The sequence below is a fragment of the uncultured Victivallis sp. genome, assembly GCA_944389935.1.
GTDB lineage: Bacteria > Verrucomicrobiota > Lentisphaeria > Victivallales > Victivallaceae > Victivallis.
The window spans coordinates 1-18,050 of sequence record CALXOE010000017.1 but is presented as its reverse complement, the minus strand read 5'-3'; the positions used below and the strand labels follow the sequence as shown (position 1 = coordinate 18,050).

16 protein-coding genes and 3 tRNA genes are annotated in these 18,050 nt (G+C 55.9%); 10 read left to right on the top strand and 9 right to left on the bottom strand.

From position 1 onward, the window contains the following. Positions 1 to 74 precede the first annotated feature (74 nt). Together Q0J85_RS07030 and Q0J85_RS07025 are read right to left on the bottom strand one after the other, a co-directional pair. Positions 75 to 986, bottom strand: coding sequence for a M48 family metallopeptidase (locus Q0J85_RS07030; RefSeq protein WP_294479635.1), 912 nt, complete (start codon positions 984 to 986; stop codon positions 75 to 77). A gap of 1 nt (position 987) precedes the next feature. Continuing rightward, entirely contained in the window at positions 988 to 1,545 is a 558-nt protein-coding gene (locus Q0J85_RS07025; RefSeq protein WP_294479633.1) for a LemA family protein, read from the bottom strand. Positions 1,546 to 1,769: 224 nt separating this feature from the next. Here Q0J85_RS07025 and Q0J85_RS07020 point away from each other — a divergent pair, with 224 nt between their 5' ends. The 3 genes from Q0J85_RS07020 to smpB are packed head-to-tail and all read left to right on the top strand — an operon-like array spanning position 1,770 to position 4,037. Next, positions 1,770 to 2,396 carry a nucleotide exchange factor GrpE gene (locus Q0J85_RS07020; RefSeq protein ID WP_294479632.1) on the top strand — a complete coding sequence of 209 codons (627 nt, stop codon included), beginning with the start codon at positions 1,770 to 1,772 and terminating at the stop codon, positions 2,394 to 2,396. A 6-nt stretch (positions 2,397 to 2,402) separates the two neighbouring features. Continuing rightward, the gene (gene dnaJ / locus Q0J85_RS07015) at positions 2,403 to 3,563 is read left to right on the top strand and encodes a molecular chaperone DnaJ (RefSeq protein WP_294479630.1); all 1,161 of its coding nucleotides are present in this window, start codon (positions 2,403 to 2,405) and stop codon (positions 3,561 to 3,563) included. A gap of 12 nt (positions 3,564 to 3,575) precedes the next feature. Then, on the top strand, positions 3,576 to 4,037 hold the full coding sequence (gene smpB / locus Q0J85_RS07010; RefSeq protein ID WP_294479628.1) for an SsrA-binding protein SmpB: 462 nt from the start codon (positions 3,576 to 3,578) through the stop codon (positions 4,035 to 4,037). A 24-nt stretch (positions 4,038 to 4,061) separates the two neighbouring features. Here smpB and Q0J85_RS07005 read toward each other — a convergent pair whose 3' ends face one another. Both Q0J85_RS07005 and Q0J85_RS07000 read right to left on the bottom strand, forming a co-directional pair. Continuing rightward, positions 4,062 to 5,312: a sugar MFS transporter gene (locus Q0J85_RS07005; protein WP_294479627.1), complete on the bottom strand. Its 1,251-nt coding sequence runs from the start codon at positions 5,310 to 5,312 to the stop codon at positions 4,062 to 4,064. A gap of 15 nt (positions 5,313 to 5,327) precedes the next feature. After that, complete coding sequence (locus Q0J85_RS07000; protein ID WP_294479625.1) at positions 5,328 to 5,795, bottom strand: MarR family transcriptional regulator; 468 nt, start codon at positions 5,793 to 5,795, stop codon at positions 5,328 to 5,330. A 154-nt stretch (positions 5,796 to 5,949) separates the two neighbouring features. Between Q0J85_RS07000 and murA the strand changes: the two genes are divergently transcribed. Both murA and Q0J85_RS06990 read left to right on the top strand, forming a co-directional pair. After that, entirely contained in the window at positions 5,950 to 7,230 is a 1,281-nt protein-coding gene (gene murA / locus Q0J85_RS06995) for a UDP-N-acetylglucosamine 1-carboxyvinyltransferase (protein ID WP_294479622.1), read from the top strand. A 117-nt stretch (positions 7,231 to 7,347) separates the two neighbouring features. After that, positions 7,348 to 8,757 (top strand): ADP-ribosylglycohydrolase family protein, encoded by a 1,410-nt coding sequence (locus Q0J85_RS06990; protein ID WP_294479619.1) that lies wholly within the window; start codon positions 7,348 to 7,350, stop codon positions 8,755 to 8,757. A 580-nt stretch (positions 8,758 to 9,337) separates the two neighbouring features. On the opposite strand, the gene nrdG is transcribed toward Q0J85_RS06990, so the two are convergent. From nrdG to Q0J85_RS06975, 3 genes are all read right to left on the bottom strand, one after another. Beyond that, the gene (gene nrdG, locus Q0J85_RS06985; RefSeq protein ID WP_294479617.1) at positions 9,338 to 9,856 is read right to left on the bottom strand and encodes an anaerobic ribonucleoside-triphosphate reductase activating protein; all 519 of its coding nucleotides are present in this window, start codon (positions 9,854 to 9,856) and stop codon (positions 9,338 to 9,340) included. A gap of 70 nt (positions 9,857 to 9,926) precedes the next feature. Next, a complete protein-coding gene (gene nrdD / locus Q0J85_RS06980) occupies positions 9,927 to 12,089 on the bottom strand; it encodes an anaerobic ribonucleoside-triphosphate reductase (RefSeq protein ID WP_294479615.1) in 2,163 nt (720 codons plus the stop codon). A gap of 382 nt (positions 12,090 to 12,471) precedes the next feature. Then, positions 12,472 to 12,545 (bottom strand) — tRNA-Gly (locus Q0J85_RS06975). Between the two features lie 65 nt (positions 12,546 to 12,610). On the opposite strand from Q0J85_RS06975, the gene Q0J85_RS06970 reads away from it, so the two are divergent. Both Q0J85_RS06970 and Q0J85_RS06965 read left to right on the top strand, forming a co-directional pair. Continuing rightward, positions 12,611 to 12,997 carry a hypothetical protein gene (locus tag Q0J85_RS06970; RefSeq protein WP_294479613.1) on the top strand — a complete coding sequence of 129 codons (387 nt, stop codon included), beginning with the start codon at positions 12,611 to 12,613 and terminating at the stop codon, positions 12,995 to 12,997. Positions 12,998 to 13,001: 4 nt separating this feature from the next. Further along, positions 13,002 to 14,300 (top strand): GNAT family N-acetyltransferase, encoded by a 1,299-nt coding sequence (locus Q0J85_RS06965; protein ID WP_294479611.1) that lies wholly within the window; start codon positions 13,002 to 13,004, stop codon positions 14,298 to 14,300. 115 nt (positions 14,301 to 14,415) lie between these two features. On the opposite strand, the gene Q0J85_RS06960 is transcribed toward Q0J85_RS06965, so the two are convergent. Then, positions 14,416 to 14,490, bottom strand: a tRNA-Met gene (locus tag Q0J85_RS06960). A 5-nt stretch (positions 14,491 to 14,495) separates the two neighbouring features. Then, positions 14,496 to 14,572, bottom strand: a tRNA-His gene (locus Q0J85_RS06955). 272 nt (positions 14,573 to 14,844) lie between these two features. Between Q0J85_RS06955 and Q0J85_RS06950 the strand changes: the two genes are divergently transcribed. The 3 genes from Q0J85_RS06950 to Q0J85_RS06940 all read left to right on the top strand — a co-directional run. Further along, the gene (locus tag Q0J85_RS06950; RefSeq protein ID WP_294479609.1) at positions 14,845 to 16,011 is read left to right on the top strand and encodes a hypothetical protein; all 1,167 of its coding nucleotides are present in this window, start codon (positions 14,845 to 14,847) and stop codon (positions 16,009 to 16,011) included. A 58-nt stretch (positions 16,012 to 16,069) separates the two neighbouring features. Next, positions 16,070 to 17,284: a hypothetical protein gene (locus Q0J85_RS06945; protein ID WP_294479606.1), complete on the top strand. Its 1,215-nt coding sequence runs from the start codon at positions 16,070 to 16,072 to the stop codon at positions 17,282 to 17,284. A 58-nt stretch (positions 17,285 to 17,342) separates the two neighbouring features. Then, positions 17,343 to 18,050, top strand: a 708-nt coding sequence (locus tag Q0J85_RS06940; protein WP_294479603.1) for a hypothetical protein, incomplete at its 3' end; no start/stop codon positions are given.

The following is an 18,050-nucleotide window of genomic DNA, read 5'->3' as shown; positions in this document are numbered from 1 at the left end:
AATCACAAAACAGGCTGCCGCAAAACCTCACGGGTATGCGGCAGCCTTTTTTGATGCGATTGATCCGGTTCTTTTCAGCCGACGAGCGCCCGCAGGCGCTTGATCCGCTCGACGATCGGCGGATGGGTTGAGAACCAGTTGTCCGCGCCCCCGCGCAGTTTCAATTCCGGATTCACAATGTAGAGCGGAGCGACCGCGCGGTTCGCCTCGTACCGGACATCGTCCCCCGCGAGTTTCGCAAGCGCACTGGCCAACCCGTCCGGATTGCGCGTGAACTCCACGGCAGAGGCATCCGCAAGATACTCCCGCTGGCGACTCATCGCCATTTGAATGAGCGTCGTAACAACCGGGGTCAGAATCGCGAGAACGATCCCGATCAGCAGCAGGATCGCCTGGGCTCCGCCGTCGTTCCGGCTGCCGCGCCGGCGGCCGCCCGCAAAGAAAGTCGAACGCAGAAAGAGATCCGCCAGAAGCACGATCGCACCGGCCATCACCGCCATCAGCATCGTATAGCGGATATCGAAGTTCCGAATATGGCCGATCTCATGCGCAATGACCCCCTGCAGCTCGTCGCGGTTGAGTTTGCGCCGCAGTCCGTCCGTCACCGCGACCGCCGCATGAGCGGGATCGACGCCGGTGGCGAAAGCGTTCATCGCACTCGTGTTGATGACGAAAACCCGCGGCATCGGGATTCCGGCCGCGATCGACATCTCCTCGACCACGTTGAAGAGCTGCGGATCATCCTCTTTCGCGATCTCATGCGCGCCGCTGATCGCGAGCAGCGTCCCGCTCCCCGCGAACCAGGAGAAGAGAAAGACGACAAGCGCCGTCCCCGCCGCGATCAGAAGCCCGACCGGCCAGCTTCCGTAAGCTCCGCCGAACACCACCCCGAGCGTAACGAGCAGCAGAAACATCCCCGCAATCAGAAACCAGCTGTTGCGCTTGTTCGATGCGATCAGCTGCTGAAAGGTCTTTCTGGAGCTCATGTCAGAACTTCACCTGCGGAACTTCGCGATCGGCCGAATCGACGATCTGCCAGAGATCGGCTTCGGAAAACCGGAACATCCCGGCGATGATGTTCGTCGGGAAGAGCGCGATTGCGGTATTGTAGTTCGTCGCGGTGTCGTTGTAGTGCTGACGCGCAAACGAGATTTTGTTCTCAGTCGAAGTGAGTTCCTCCTGCAGATGCAGGAAATTCTCATTCGCCTTGAGTTGCGGATAGGCTTCGACCTGGACCATCAACCCGCGCAGAACACCGGTCAGCTCGGTTTCAGCGGCGATCTTTTCGCCGGTTCCGGTCGCCGCAAGCGCGTTGGAACGGGCCTGCGTGACCTTCTCAAAGACGGAACTCTCGTGACCGGCATATCCCTTGACCGTCTCGACGAGATTCGGGATCAGGTCGCACCGGCGCTTGAGTTGAACATCGATCTGCGACCAGGCGTTGCTCACCTGTTTCTTCAGGCGAACCAGCTTATTGTACATGCCGACCACAATCAGCACCGCGACGACGACCACCGCAAGAATGATCACTCCAAGTATCACCACTGCAACACCTCCAATTTTTATAACTGCGCAACGTTGGCTGTATTAAAGTAAAAGATTTCGCGGAAATAACAAGCCTCATTTTGAAAAAAACCGGAAAAACTTCCTCCCGAAAACCGCGTCAGAGTTCGTGAAATCGTGAAAATTGTTAATCACTCCTATTGATTTCCGACGCTTTTCCCTTATATTATAAATTCATCCAGTCAGTTAAAGGAGTTTTTACAGATATGAGTCACAAACATCAGGAACAGAATCAAGGGGAAGCCCCCGCCTCGAACGAAGCCGCGGAGGAACCAGCCGTTACACAGCAGAACACCAATGCGCAGTCTGCCTCCGGGCAGCAGGAGGATCCGGTGAAAAAAGAGATCGATGCCCTGAAAACCGAACTTGCGTCCGTACAGGAAAAACTGATCTATCTTCAGGCGGATTATCAGAATTTCCGTAAACGGAGCGCCAAGGACATCAATGACGCCCGCATCTACGGCGCAGCCAATGCGCTCGAACCGTTCATCACGGTCTACGACTATCTTATGATGGCGCGTCAGGCGGCGGAGAAGTCCGACAAGATCGAACAGATCCGGCAGGGACTCGCGATGATCATCGATCAGTACCTGAAAGCGTTTGAAGAGTCCGGCGTAACCCGCATCGAAACCGTAGGCAAGCCGTTCGATCCGACCATCCACGAAGCGGTCGCGCGGGAAGCATCCGACGAAGTCCCGGAGGGGACCATCCTCAAGGAGTGGAGCGGCGGCTACCGCTTCGGCGAGCGGCTGCTGCGTCCGGCGAAAGTGGTCGTCTCTTCCGGACCGCAGACGGCAGCGCCGGCGGAAGCACCCGACGCAAAGGAGGCATAAGAGATTATGGCTCAAGATTTTTATCAAACTCTTGGAGTCGACCGCAACGCCACGGCCGACGACCTTAAAAAGGCGTATCGCAAACTTGCGATCAAATACCATCCCGACAAGAATCCGGGCAACAAGGAGGCCGAAGAGAAATTCAAGGAGGTTTCGCTCGCTTACGAGACGCTGAGCGATCCTGAAAAACGGCGCAAGTACGACCAGTTCGGCCACGATGCCTACACCAGCAGCCAGAACGGCGGCGCCGGTCCGGATTTCAACGCCCAGGACATCTTCAGCCAGTTCTTCGGCGGCGGTGGCGGCGGCGGCGGTTTCTCGTTCGAGGATCTCTTCGGAGGAGGTGGCGGCGGTCGGCGGCGGCGCGACCCGAATGGCCCCATGCGCGGCAACGACCTGCGTTACGACCTTGAAATCGACTTTGAGGACGCGGTTTACGGTGCTGAAAAACGACTCACGGTCCCCCGGCTGGTCGAGTGTCCCGACTGCTCCGGCAGCGGATGCGAACCCGGGACCGGCCGCAAGACGTGCCCCCAGTGCGGCGGGCGCGGCCGGCTCAATGTTTCGCAGGGATTTTTCAGCATTCAGCAACCGTGCCCGAAATGCCAGGGGACCGGTCAGATCATCGAGAAACCGTGCCACAAATGTCACGGCCAGGGGAGAATCCGTCAGGAGAAGTCGTTCTCGCTGCGCATTCAACCCGGAGTCGACACCGGTTCGCAGATGCGGGTAGCAGGCAAGGGAGAGGACGGACTGCGCGGCGGCGCTCCGGGCGACCTCTATGTCGTGATTCACGTCCGGCCGAGCGCGGTCTTCCAGCGCAACGAAAATGATCTCAAATGCGAGGTTCCGATTTCCTATGAAGCCGCTGTCGCCGGCGGGACGGTCGAAGTTCCGAGCTTGACCGGAAAGACCAAAATGCGTGTTCCGCCGGGGACGCAGTCCGGAACCGTGCTGCGGCTCAAGGGAAAAGGCGTCCCGTCGCTCCGTGGCGGTGCGCGCGGGGATCTGCATGTGCGGGTGATGGTTGAGAGTCCCGTCGGCCTCACGCCGGAACAGCTCGAACTGCTCCGGAAGTTCAACGCCTCACTCACGCCGAAAAACCTGCCCCGGCGCAAGGCGTTTGAAGAGCGCGCGCGGAATTTCCTGCGCGAAACCGAAGCATAATGGAGAAGAGCCATGCCGAGACGGAATCAGGACGAACCGGTCCTTGCGACCAACAAAAAAGCCTTTCATGACTATAACATCATCGAACGGTTCGAGGCCGGTGTGCAGCTGGTCGGAACGGAGGTCAAGAGCTGCCGGGCGAAGTCGATCACAATGACCGACTCCTATGTCACGATCCGGAACAATCAGGCGTGGCTCGAAAATATGCACATCGCCCCCTACGGGTTCGGCAACCGCTTCAACCATGTGGCCAAGCAGACCCGCCGGCTGCTGCTGCACAAAAACGAGATCCTCAAACTCGCTCAGTGGCTCGGCACGAAAGGGGGGACGCTCATACCGCTGAAAGTCTACCTGAAGCAGGGACTCGTGAAAATCGAAATCGCCTACTGCCAGGGGAAGACCCACAGCGACAAGCGCGAAACGCTGCGCAAACGGCAGGACGATCTCGATATGCGCCGCGCACTCAAGCGGTGATCCGAACTCCGGAACATGTGCTGTTCAGGCAGTTCCGGAGTTTTTTCGTCGTTTCGCGAACACCCAGCATTCGAGAAAAATCACAGCGGCGAACAGCGCGAGGCAGACAGGGATGACCAGAATTCCGCCACGCAGACCGTACCGGTCGCCGATCACCCCCATCAGCAGAGTAAAGATCCCGCATCCGGGAATTCCCAGCGCCGAAAAGCAGATGTAAAGCATCGTCGAATCGAGCTCCGGCATGGTCGTCACACCGTAAACCTGCACCGACGGCCAGAATGTCGCGACCCCGGTTCCGGCGAGAATCAGCAGCAGAAAAAGAGTCGGAAACCCCAGTGCCGGCGGCAGGATTCCCGGCTTCAGCAACGCCAGCAGCAGCGTCACCGGGATCGTGCAGAGGGCGCTGCCGAGCAGGACATACCGAATGTAATCCGGCCGGGCGAAAAAGCCGAATCCGCTCCGCCCGAGAAACATCCCGAATGCCACAGCCCCGGTGCCGAGTCCCGCGACCCACGCGCCGGTCTGGAAATTGAGCTGAACGTAAGCCGCCGACCAGAACGTCAGTCCGAACTCCGCTCCCGCGCCGAAGAACATCGCCAGACTGCAGAGCCAGAAGCGCGGAACCCGCGCAATCTCCAGAGCATGGTGCGCAATCTCGCGGAATCCGGCGCCGCCGGCCGCCTCCGGATACTTCCGTCGGGGATTTTCCCGCCAGAGAAAGAGCGCGGAAGCCAGCAGCGTCACAATGCCGATTCCGGCGAGAATCGCGCGCCATCCCGCCCCGAGCGTCCAGAGTCCGCCGACGACGACCACCACAACGGCGATCCCGATCGACCAGAATGAGTGGGCGATGTTCACATATCGCTCAGGGGCGTCCGGATGCAGATCCTGCACGAACGGGGTGGCGATCCCCTCACAGATCCCCTCTCCGAATCCGGCGATGAGCAACCACGGGATCAGCATCCAGTACTGCGGAGCGAATGCGCACAGCAGCGTCCCCGCGCCCATGCAGAGAAGAGATCCGCCCATCGAACGTCGCTTGCCGATCCTGCCGGCGATGTTGCCGCAAAGCAGCAGCGCGGCGACCATCGCCACACTGCGGAAGAGATGCAGAAGCCCGCCCGCAGCCATTCCACCCCGGTCGAGAGGAAACGCAAGAGCATCGCCGATCTCGACGATCATGAGTGGAATCGACAGAGAACAGAGCGCAAAGCAGATGGAACCGGTAAAGGCCGCATAATCGTAACGACCGAATTGCAGAGCCTTTCGCGTCATGGCGAACCCCGGGCGTCACTCCTGTTCGCAGTTGAGGCCGAAAATGAAATCGTGGAATTTTGCCATCGTGACCATGAAAGCGGAACGCTCCCCCTCGTCGAGGGTCTCGAGAAAACCGGTGGTCAGCCGGTCGAACGTCTGTTCGCACTCCTGAAATTTCTTCCGGCTGAACGGGGCCAGACTGATCGCGACGGCGCGGCGATCCTGCGGGTTGTGTTCGCGCGAAAGCATTCCTTTCCGGACCAGCGCATCGACCATTTCGGAGGCTGCCGCCGGCGTGATCGAGAGAGATTCGGCCAGAACTTTGAGTGTCACTCCCTCGGGGTATTCGCGGTTGAGCACGTAGACGATCTTGATCATCCGAAGCTGGTTGAACGTCATGTTCACAAACAGCTGCTTGTAGTCGCTCGATCCGATGTCGCGCATGCGGTCGGAGACAGAAAACATCTGCTGCCAGAGCGCGGTTGCATCTTCAGTTTTCATTTTGATTACCATGGTTAAAATTTTCGGCACTCCTTAACATACAACCATCCTGATTGTTTTCAAGTTTCCGGAGCAAAAAAACGTGCAATCCGGCTTGAAATCGCCGTTTATGGCGCTATACTTCCCTCATGAACTTCAGGGAGAATGAAAAACTATGCAGAGTTTGATCGTGGAGGGTTCCGCCCCGATTGGCGGGCGGGTGAAAATAAGCGGCAACAAAAATGCGGCACTGCCGATGATCGCGGCACTTCTGCTCACGGACGAAGAGACGACGCTGCACAATGTGCCGGACATCCTCGACGTGCGCACGATGCTCGACATCGCCGGCGAACTCGGTGCGGAATTCACGTTTGAAAATCACACGCTCGTGTTCCGCTGCCCGAAAGTCCGCACGACGAAAATCTCGCGTGAGCTCTGCTCGAGAAACCGCACGAGCATCCTCTTTGCGGCACCGCTGCTCGCCCGCTGCGGCCAGGCGGAGCTCCACCCGCCGGGCGGGGATGTGATCGGCCGCCGCCGTCTTGACGGCCACTTCTACGGACTGTGCAAACTCGGTGCGGCGATGACGGGGGATCTGACCTACCGTTTCGACGCGCCGGAGGGACTCTCCGGACGCGAACTCTTCCTCGATGAAGCGAGCGTAACCGCGACGGAACAGATCCTCATCGCGGCCGCCACCGCGCGCGGACGCACCACACTCTACAACGCCGCGGGGGAACCGCACGTGCGCGACCTCGCCGAAATGCTCAACGCGATGGGCGCGAAAATCAACGGCGCCGGCAGCAACACCATCGAGATCGACGGCGTCGAAAAACTTCACGGCTGCACCCACACGATCGTCGGCGACCACATCGAGGCGGGCAGTTTCCTCGCGCTCGGCGCGGCGACCGGCGGTGAGATCACCGTCGAGGGGACTCAGGTGCGTCACTACTGGATGCTGCGGCGCGTGTTCGAGCGGCTCGGGCTGCGCATGGAACTTCACCCCGGCCACATCTTCCTGCCGGGAGAACAGGATCCGCAGATCGAATGCGATTTCGGCGGGCACATCCCGCAGATCTCCGACGGGCCGTGGCCGCAGTACCCCTCCGATATGATGAGCTGCACGATCGTCGCGGCGACGCAGTGCCGCGGCAGCGCAATGTTCTTCGAGAAGATGTTCGAGAGCCGCATCTACTTCGCCGACCGGCTCATCAGCATGGGAGCGAACGCGATTGTCTGCGACCCGCACCGCGTGGTCGTCACGGGGCGCGCGCAGCTGCACGGCGTGACGATGTCGAGCCCCGATATCCGCGCCGGCATGGCGATGGTCATCGCCGCGTTGTGTGCGCGCGGCGAAAGCACGATCAATTCCGCGGAAGTGATCTATCGCGGCTACGAGAATCTCGTCGAAAAACTCTCCGGACTCGGCGCAAAAATCCGGGAGGTGAAGAGCTGACCCCGGGGCGTTCCCCGTCGGAAATTTGCGTTTTTTTGCCGTTACGGGGTTGCAAAAAGTCCATTCCGTTGTAAGGTAAACATGTTATTCTCGCACTCAAATGACAGGAAGAAGAAGATGGACGAACAACTTTACAGGAAGAAAGTGCTGGGCTGCTGGCTCGGCAAGGCGGTCGGCGGCACGCTCGGAGCGCCGGTTGAGGGCTGGGACGGGCCGCATCATCTGGAGTTCTACGATCCGGTTCCGGAGACGATGGTGCCGAACGACGATCTCGACCTGCAGGTGGTCTGGGCGATGACGATCGCCGGAAATCCGCGCCCCGTGGTCAACAGCCGGGTGCTCGCGGAAGCGTGGCTGAAGAACGTCGGCTTTCCGTGGGATGAGTACGCGGTGGCGATCCGCAACTTGAAGAACGGGATTTATCCGCCGTTTTCGGGCAGCTACGACAACTGGTTCGTCGACGGGATGGGGTGCGCGATCCGGTCCGAGATCTGGGCGTGCCTCGCCCCGGGAGATCCGGAACGCGCGGCGAAATTCGCGTACGAGGACGCCTGCGTCGACCATGCCGGGGACGGTATGTGGGCGGAGGTGTTTCTGGCGGCGATGGAGTCAGCGGCGTTCGTTGAAAACGACGTTCGCAAAATCATCGAAATCGGCAAGGCGCAGATTCTGGCGGAATCAAAACTCCGGATCGGCATTGAAGATGCGATCCGCTGGTTCGACGAAAAACCGGAATTCGACTACCTCTTCCGGATGATCATGGAGAAATACAAGAGCGACAATTTCACGGATGTGAAAGTGAATTTCCCGATCATGGTCGCGGGGCTGCTGCTCGGAAAAGGCGATTTCAGCAAGTCGATCTGCGATGCGGTGAACTTCGGCGAGGACACCGACTGCACGGGTGCGACGGTCGGAGCGATCCTCGGAATCATGAATCCGGACGGGATTCCGGAGAAGTGGCTCGCCCCGATCGGTCGGAGCATGGTTCTGAGCCCGGGGATCAAGGGGATCACGCCGCCGCCGACCATCGATGCGTTTTCGGACCTGATCTGCGATATGAGCAAGCACATTGTGCTTGAGCCGTGCCTGGCAACGAGCTTCGAGCCGCGCCGGGTGCACGCCCGTGCGGTGGTGCGTCCGCCGCGCAGCAAAGCCGAGCCGGAACGGGAAGTCGTGTTTGACGGGACGTTCGCCGAATGGCCGGAAGAGCTGCCGGAAAAGCATGAGCTCGTGCTGGATTTCCGATTCAAAATCGATCAGCCGGGCCGTTACGTCGTGATGTTCAACACGAAGTCGCAGGTGATCGTCGAGATCGACGGGGCTCTCGCATTCCGGCGCGCGCCGGGCGACATGGCGCCGTCCTTTCACCGCGCCCCCTGGAATCAGGAAGTGACGATGGATTTCGCCGCCGGGGAGCACACGCTCCGCGCCACGATTCAGCGCGTCGCCCCGGGCACGCGCCCGAACTGGGTGGTCGGCGTCGCTTACGGCGACACGCTGCAATGGGTTCCGGACGCAATGCTGTAAATTCCACCCATTCCACGTCTCAGACGCCGCGCCGTTCCTCCGAACGGCGCGGCGTTTTTCCGTAAAGCATGTAAAGAAATCAGAAATCGGGACAGATCCCCGCACTGCGGCAGCTTCATCGCGCGAACATTCCGCGAAAGCCTCCCCCGAAATGGAGCCGAGTCACCACATCACCCGGCTCATCCCCCGCCCGTTTTTGAAAAAAACAAAAAAAATTATCAGTAATCACTTGACTTTATCCAAAAACTGAGGTATAATTTTATCAAAGCAACGGTTCTGAGCAATTCACCAAAGAATATGGTTTTTTCCGGAATCGATCGGAAAATTGCAGACCGTTCCGGGGAAGAGGTTCTCATTCCGGAGTTTTCCGGTATGCCTCCTCTTCAAACGGAGAGGACCAGTTGTCGAAGAGGAGCATATCGGAGTTGCCTGAGGAGGTAATTATGAAGCCCGCCCGGGTCGTCGAAAGGCGATCCGGGCGGTGTCTTTTCAGCTTCTTTCTGCATCCCGCATCGTGGGAAATGGCAACGCTCAGGCCGGCCGCGCCCGCCGCTACCGCGGGGGCGCAACGGCAGGGAACTCACTCCAACAAAGTGACTTCCCCGCAACAACGGGTCGCTGCCAGGTCGATCAGCCGCTGGTTGCCGGAACCGCGGAATTTCAGCGAAATATCCTTGCGGCTCTCAATGAATGGGCCGTCGACCAGCACCGCCAGGGAATCGAGCAGTTCGTCCGTCACTTCGCAGTGCGCACGGCCGCCGGGCAGCAGATCGCGCTCGTAAACGTAACCGGTATAAGCCCAGATATCCTTTTCCGGCAGCTCGGAACGGACACGACGGACCAGCGGCAGCAATGCACGCTGATTTTCCGGCTCGAAAGGTTCGCCGCCCAGCAGCGACAGACCGTTGATGAAAGAGCGATTCAGCAGCTGCAGAATGCGCGCCTCCGCTTCGCAGTCAAAGGGGACGCCGTAACTGAAGTCCCACGTTTCCGGATTGAAACAGCCGGGGCAGTGGTGCGTACAGCCTGACACGAACAGCGAAACCCGCACGCCGTCGCCATTGGCGATATCGACCGATTTGATCGTACCGTAATTCATCGTCATTCCTCCCGTTCCGTTTTCCGGGGAGTCTGGTCACATCAGTGACAGGCTGCCCGGTCTGCAGGCGTCACAGATGGAGCACGCGGTCGCGAATCTCCTGAGTGCGCCCCTGATTCCAGAATTGCGTACCGATGTAGCCGCAGGTGCGGCGGGCGACGTTCATCCGGCTCTGATCGGTGTTGCCGCACTTCGGGCAGCGCCAGATCAGCTTGCCGGATTCATCCTTGACGATCTCGATTTCGCCGTCGAAACCGCACTCCTGGCAGTAGTCGCTCTTGGTATTCAGCTCCGCATACATGATGTTGTCGTAGATGAAGCGGATCACCTGCAGCACCGCCTCGATGTTGTTCTGCATATTCGGCACCTCGACGTAGCTGATCGCACCACCGGTGGAAAGCGACTGGAATTTCGCTTCAAATGCGAGTTTCTCAAACGCATCGATCTTCTCCGACACATGAACGTGATAGCTGTTCGTAATGTAGTTCCGGTCGGTGACGCCGGGAATGATACCGAACCGCTTCTGCAGACAGCGGGCGAATTTGTATGTCGTCGACTCCAGAGGAGTCCCGTAAATTCCAAAACCGATCGTGGTCTCCTTCTTCCAGCGGTTGCAGGCGGCATTCATATATTCCATGATCCGGATCGCCAGCGGAGTGGCTTCCGGATCGGTGTGGCTTTTCCCGGTCAGGTAGCGGACGCATTCGCAAAGCCCGGCGTATCCCAGCGAGATCGTGGAGTACCCGTTGTACAGCAACGGATCGATCACCTCGCCTTTTTTGAGCCGGGCGATCGCACCGTGCTGCCACAAAATCGGCGCCGCGTCCGAAAGCGTCCCTTTGAGCCGGTTGTGGCGGCACATCAGAGCCTTGTAGCAGAGTTCGAGCCGCTCGTCGAAGATCTTCCAGAAACGGTCCATGTCCCGTTCGCTCGACAGCGCGATGTCCACCAGATTCAGCGTGACCACCCCCTGATTGAAGCGGCCGTAGAACTTGTAGTTCCCGTTCGCGTCGCGCCACGGAGTCAGTGCGGAACGGCACCCCATCACCGGGAAGCAGTTGCCCTCTTTGAGCTCTTTCATCTTCTTTTCGCTGATGTAGTCGGGAACCAGCCGTTTCGCAGTGCATTTCGCCGCCAGACGGGTCAGGTAATAGTATTCGCCGTTTTCGTCGACGTTGTCCTCCTCGAGCACATAGATCAACTTCGGGAACGCGGGGGTGATGTAGATGCCGGCATCGTTCTTGACCCCCTGATAACGCTGCTTGAGAACCTCTTCGATAATAATCGCAAGATCTTTCTTCTCCTGCTCGCTCTTCGCCTCGTTCAAATACATGAAAACGGTCACAAACGGCGCCTGCCCGTTGGTCGTCATCAGGGTGACGACCTGATACTGGATGGTCTGCACCCCGCGGGCGATCTCGTCACGCACACGCTTTTCGACGATCGCATTGAGCTGCTCGGCACTGATCATCGCTCCGGCGATTTCAAACTCCTCCAGAACTTCGGCGCGAATGCGGCTGCGGGACACCTGGACAAACGGCGCAAGATGGGTCAGCGTGATGCTCTGTCCGCCATACTGATTGCTGGCGACCTGCGCGATAATCTGCGTTGCGATGTTGCAGGCGGTGGAAAAACTGTGCGGTTTCTCAATCAGCGTACCGGAGATCACGGTACCATTCTGCAGCATATCCTCCAGGTTGACCAGATCGCAGTTGTGCATATGCTGCGCAAAATAATCCATGTCGTGGAAATGGATCAATCCCTGCTCATGCGCTTCGACGATCTCGGGCGGCAGCAGCAGCCGCCGGGAGATGTCCTTGGACACTTCACCGGCCATGTAATCGCGCTGAACGCTGTTGATGGTAGGATTCTTGTTGGAATTCTCCTGCTTGACCTCCTCGTTGTTGCACTCGAGCAGGCTCAGAATCTGGTTGTCGGTGGTGTTGGCCTGCCGGACCAGATTGCGCATATACCGGTAGGTGATATATTTTTTGGCGACTTCAAAAGCGCCCGCCTGCATGATCCGGGTCTCGACGATATCCTGAATCTCCTCGACGGAGAGCGCCCGGTCGAGCGCCTTGCAGATGCCGGAGACATACTCTCCGATCGCTTCTATCTGCTGTGCAGTCAACGCATTCTTGAATTCCACTGTCTGGTTGGCTTTCGTCACAGCAACCAGAATTTTCTCAACGGAGAAATCCTCCTCCGCACCGCTTCTTTTGATAATCTTCATTCTCGTCACTATATATTGTGTTAAAACAATCAATATTTTCCATATATTGTGCTTTTACAATACACCATTCCGAAGAAAATGCAATCGTGCCGAACCGTTTTTTTTTGAGTTCTTCGATGATCCGCAATAAAAAGGCGCAATTTTCCCCGCGACATCGACCGATCAGCGTAATATGGAGTCGACTCCGGGGAACATGATACAGAGCCGCCGGATGTTCACGGCGAGCCGACGGAGCGGGAGAAACTCATCGAACGCGCGGATTCCAATGCGCAAAATCTGCAACATGTGACGGGAAACGCTGAAGAATCCCAAAAAACGAGAGTTTCTCTTGCAATCCGCCGTTCAGACGTGTATACTAAAGGCATGACGAAGACAAAAAAAATGGAGCGGGTGACCGGAGTCGAACCGGCGTCGCCAGCTTGGGAAGCTGGAGCATGACCGTTTTGCTACACCCGCAATCCGAAGTATGTGATAGAATATAACCGCTTTTTACGGAAATGCAAATCGAAAAAGGGACTAGTATGAAAATTTTCTCACGCTTTCTTCTCGCCGGAGCCGCCTGTGCGCTTCTCGCCGGATGTGCGACCAAACGCCTCCCCTCTGAAGATCTTGAAGTGCCGAAACTCTTCCCGGAGGAGATCGCCATCCTCAAGAACCCGGATCTTTCGCCGAACAGCAAGGAAAAGTACGATGCGATCAAAAGCCTCATCCGGAAAGTCGACTTCACTTTTACGCGCGAGGCGAAAACCATCAATGACCTGCTCTACTACGGTGACGGGGTACCGGATGCGACCGACCGGCCCGATCGCACCATCACGTTCAACTATCAATACGGCGACCATTACGTCCGTCTGGTCTTTGCGCTTTACATGACCGTCGTGCTGCGCGCGGATGTGATTGAAAAGTAAGCCGATGACCGATTCCGATTCCGAATTCATGCGCATGGCGCTGACGCTTGCGCACGAAGCCGCCGCCGCGGGGGAAACCCCGATCGGCGCGGTAGCCGTCATCGGCGGCGAAGCTGTCGGTTCGGCCCGCAACCGGGTCGAGGAAAAACAGAGCTCTTCAGCCCATGCCGAACTCGAACTGCTGCATGAACTCGAAAACCGCCGGGGCGACTGGCGCATGGAAGACGTGACGGTCTACGTGACCAAGGAGCCGTGCCCGATGTGCGCGGGGGCGCTCGTGAACGCGCGTGTTCGCCGGATCGTCTACGGGGTTGCAGATCCCCGGTTCGGCGGCTGTTCCGTATTCGGAATTCCTGCGCATCCGGGGGCGCTGTTCCACCCGGAAGTGACCGGCGGAGTCTGTGCCGGAGAGGCGGCGGCGCTGCTCGCGAAATTTTTCCGTGAAGCGCGGGCGGAACGGAAACGGCTCTCCATCCGGATGCGGAACCATTTCGATCCCGAGTATGCTGCCGCGCAGAGCGCCCTGTTGCGCGAGGTGTTCGGTTTCGATCTCGAATTCTGGTATCGGCTCGGGATGTGGAATGAAAAATACGAGAGTTATGCGCTTTTCGACGGCCCCCGCATGGTCGCGCACGTGGGGCTCTCCCGTCTGAATCTGCGTATCGCGGGGAAGGAGATTCGCGCGGCCCAACTCAACGGGGTGGCCTGCACGCCATCTGAACGCGGGAGAGGATACGCGGGTCGACTGCTCAACGGGGTTCTGCGTCGCTACTCCGGCACGCCGATTTTCCTCTTTGCGAACAAAAGAGTGCTCGACTTCTATCTGAAATTCGGTTTCACTCCCCGCTCGATGGCTCTTCCGGTGGCGGAAACCGTCGTCGACAATCCCGGATTGCAGCCGGTCAAAACCGGGCCGGACAAGCTGCGGAAACTCGCCTCGATCCGGCGGCAGCCCTCCTCGATCTTCGCCGTCAACAACGATTCCGAACTCCGCAGTTTTCATCTGTACGGGGATTTTGCCGATCAACTCTATCTTCTTGCGCCGGGGATTGCGGTTGCGGCGGAGGCGTGCGGGAGGACGCTGAAACTTCATGAGCTTTTCGCCGACCGCCCAGTCTGCTGGGAAACGCTTGCGCGACTGCTGCCGTTCTCCGGAATCGGCCGCGTGGAGTTCGGGTTCTGCCCCGACCGGCTCGGGATTGAATTCCACTGGGAGAGAGCGCCGGAATCGGAGCATCTTTTCGTGCGCGGGAACTGGACACTCCCGGAAAACTTCCTCATCCCCGAATTTTCCCGTTCCTGACACCGCCTGGAAGCGTTGCTCTTTCCCAACTTCGCCGACGGACCAGAGCTGTAACCAGGAGAGAGCCATCGAAGAGACAAAAAAATACCGGTCATACGACCGGTGAGAAGTCAAATGGTAGCGGGGGATGGAATCGAACCAACGACCTTCAGGTTATGAGCCTGACGAGCTGCCACTGCTCTACCCCGCAACGAATGGGGTGGTAGACCGGACTCGAACCGGCGACCTCCTGGGCCACAACCAGGCGCTCTAACCAACTGAGCTACAACCACCATTGGATTACGTTTCATTAATATACTCCGAGATACGATAAAGTCAAGCTCAAATTTGTCTTTTTCCAAAGTTTTTGTGCAGGAAAGAGCCCGGATACGGCAATGGAGTACTGCCTCTTCATCTCAGGCCGGGGCGGGAGGATTTGCAATTCCTGTTCCAGATGCTATATTACGTCTGCAGCGACAGTCGGAGAGAACGCACCGGAAGCGGAACTCAAACAGTGTCTCGGCAATCCCGTCCGATCTCCTGTTAGATGAGGTGAAACTGGATCATGAATAATAAAGATTCTTTTCCCTGGAGCGGTTGTATTTTGCTGGTACTTCCGTGGCTTTGTATTTTGTTTGGAGCTTTTATCGGTGTTACTTATCTGGATAAGGTATATGGATGGTGTATCAACGAGATTGTACAGGATACAGTGGAAAAAAACTGGGGAATCCGGAATTTTTATGAATCCTGTCTGGGTGAAGAAGACCACCGCGTTGATTTGACGATTATTGATGCATCATCCAAACGGAAAATTCCATTTGCCCGTGTATGGATACATGGTCTGACGGTTTCTGCGGCATTATTGGCTCCCGCATCTCGCATCAATAATGTCACGTTTCAGATCGAATCGCCGCCGGATACTTTAGAACAACGCTATGATGGATTGAATCGTCCAGTCAGAGCTCAATGGAAACTATTTAATTTTTCTGATCTAAAAGCAGCAACGTTTCGAATCTCGATAATATTTTATATTCTGGGGCCGGTTGTATTCTATTTTCTTATATTTATGTTTGGACTGCTGCCTTTGTGCAAGGGACCACAGAGCAATAGTGTTGTGGCAGTCTATACTTTGTTTACCTTCGCGCTCTGGGGGGTGTTTTTATGGTTGCATTTTCCGCATCCGCGGAATTACTCCAGCTCTTATCTGGATACCTGGCATTTGATGCGGGAAAACGAATCGGTTCTGCGGCGTGTCCTGAATGAGCAACCGGACATCGCACTTGTGGAACTGCCGTTTTTGAAATCGCTGCCGATGGAAAACGGAGGCGATCTGCTGAACAAGACTTTCTTTCCAGGAGAGGCGCAGGAGCGGAACATCCACAATGGGATCGGGTTTGTGAGCAAGAAGCCGTTTTTCCCGTACGATTACATCCGGGTCAACGTCGATCTGTTCAACTATCTCTTTTATGCACCGGAGTTGACGGAAGAGAATCTTGTCGAAATCAACCCGAAATTGACTTACCGCTCTCTCGGGAACGGCATCTGGCTGGGGCAGTACTCCGATTATATCAAGGCTGTATTCCGTTTGGAGCTGTCATATTTTATTTCCTATATCCTCTGGGCCGTCATGTGCGGAATTTCCATCTGGTTTCTGTGGTTCGACATCCGCGGATGGCTGAAGCGCCGGAAGTTGAAGCAGACTCCGGTAGAGGAAGAGAACGCGGTGCAATAAGTTTTTTTACTTGATATATTGTCGTTACAGTAATAAATTTTCCGATCAAGACTGATAAATGAAATCTTCGGGACAAAATATGCCTGCTGCTATTCTTATCATGTTGTCGTTGTGGATTTATCTGATTTTCTTTATCCATGGATGCAGCTGGGTTGATCGGATTACCGATTATGATGTTTCTGGAAAATGTATCAATGAGCTGGTTCAAGATGCAGTGGAACAAAACTGGGGAATTCGGAATTTTTATGAGACCTTTTCCCGGCAACCATTGAAAGATATTCCGTGGGTTGAAAGAGATTCAGGAGATGGACTCTTTTACCTGATGGTACAAAACCCCGTTTCAAAGCAAAAAGAACGGTTCGGGATGGTATCTCTGGAGAATTCAACTTTTTCAGTGTTTTTCGGGCCGGAGCTCACGGGAATACGGGAAGGGACGGCACAGATGTTAAGCCCGTTTTATGATCGGAAAGGACGACCTGTATCTTCTGACTGGAATGACCTGTTGCAATTATATTATTACCGCGATTATGAAGAAGACATGTTTTTTGGTTTTGCAATTAGATATTGTGTTATCCCTCCTGTTGCGGGCTGTTTATTTCTGTTTCTATCTTATATCGCTTCTGTATTTGGGGGAGAAAGATACAAAAGAACTCTTGTTGCAGGTTGTACGTTGATAACGTTTCTGCTCTGGGTGCCGTTCTTATGGTCGTATTTTCCGCATCCGCGGAATTACTCCAGCACTTATCAGGATACCTGGCATTTGATGCGGGAAAACGAGCCGGTTCTGCGGCGTGTCTTGAATGAGCAGCCGGACATTGCACTTGTGGAACTGCCGTTCCTGAAAGCGCTGCCGATGGAAAACGGAGATGATCTGCTGACCAAGACTTTCTTTCCAGGAGAGGCGCAGGAGCGGAACATCCACAATGGGATCGGGTTTGTGAGCAAGAAGCCGTTTTTCCCGTATGATTACATCCGGGTCAACGTCGACCTGTTCAACTATCTCTTTTATGCACCGGGACTGACGGAAGAGAATCTTGTCGAAATCAACCCCCAATTGACTTACCGCTCTCTCGGGGACGGCATCTGGCTGGGGCAGTACGCCGATGATATCAAGGCTGTATCCTATTTGCTGCTGGCCTATCTGATTTCGTCCATTCTCTGGGCCGTCATGTGCGGAATTTCCATCTGGTTCCTGTGGTCCGACATCCGCGGGTGGCTGAAGCGCCGGAAGTTGAAGCTGATTCCGGCAGAGGAAGAGAACGCAGTGCAATAAGTTTTTTTACTTGATATATTGTCGTTTCAGTAATAAATTTTCCGGTCAGGACAGATAAATGAAATCTTCGGGACACAATATGCCTGCAGTTATCATGTTGTTATTGTGGCTTTATCTGATTGTCTTTAACCATGGATGCAACTGGGTTGAGCGGATTACACATTATGATGTTTCTGGAAAATGTATCAATGAGCAGGTTCAAGATGCAGTGGAACGGAACTGGGGAATCCGAAATTTTTATGAGGCCTTTTCCCAGCAACCATTGAAAGATATTCCATGGGTTGAAAAAGATTCAAGAAATGGACTTTCTTACCTGATGCTGCAAAACTCTGTTTCAAAGCAGAGAGAACGGTTCGGGAGGGTTTCTCTGGATGATTCGACTTTCTCGATATTTTTCGGACCGCAACTCACCGGAGCACGGGAAGGAAAGGGGTGGGTATTAAGACCATGTTATGATTGGAAGGGGCGACCTATATCTTCTAACTGGAATGACCTGCTGCAATTATATTATTACCGCGATTATAAGGAAGGCATGTTTAGTTTGGCTGTTGCATGTTGTGTTATCCCTCCTGTCGCAGGCTGTTTATTTCTGTTTCTGTTTTATATCGTTTCTGCGTTTGTGGGGAAAAGATACAACAGAAGTCTTGTGGCAATCTACACATGGATAACCTTTGCTCTCTGGGTGCCGTTTTTATGGTCGTATTTTCCGCATCCGCGGAATTACTCCAGCTCTTATCTGGATACCTGGCATTTGATGCGGGAAAAC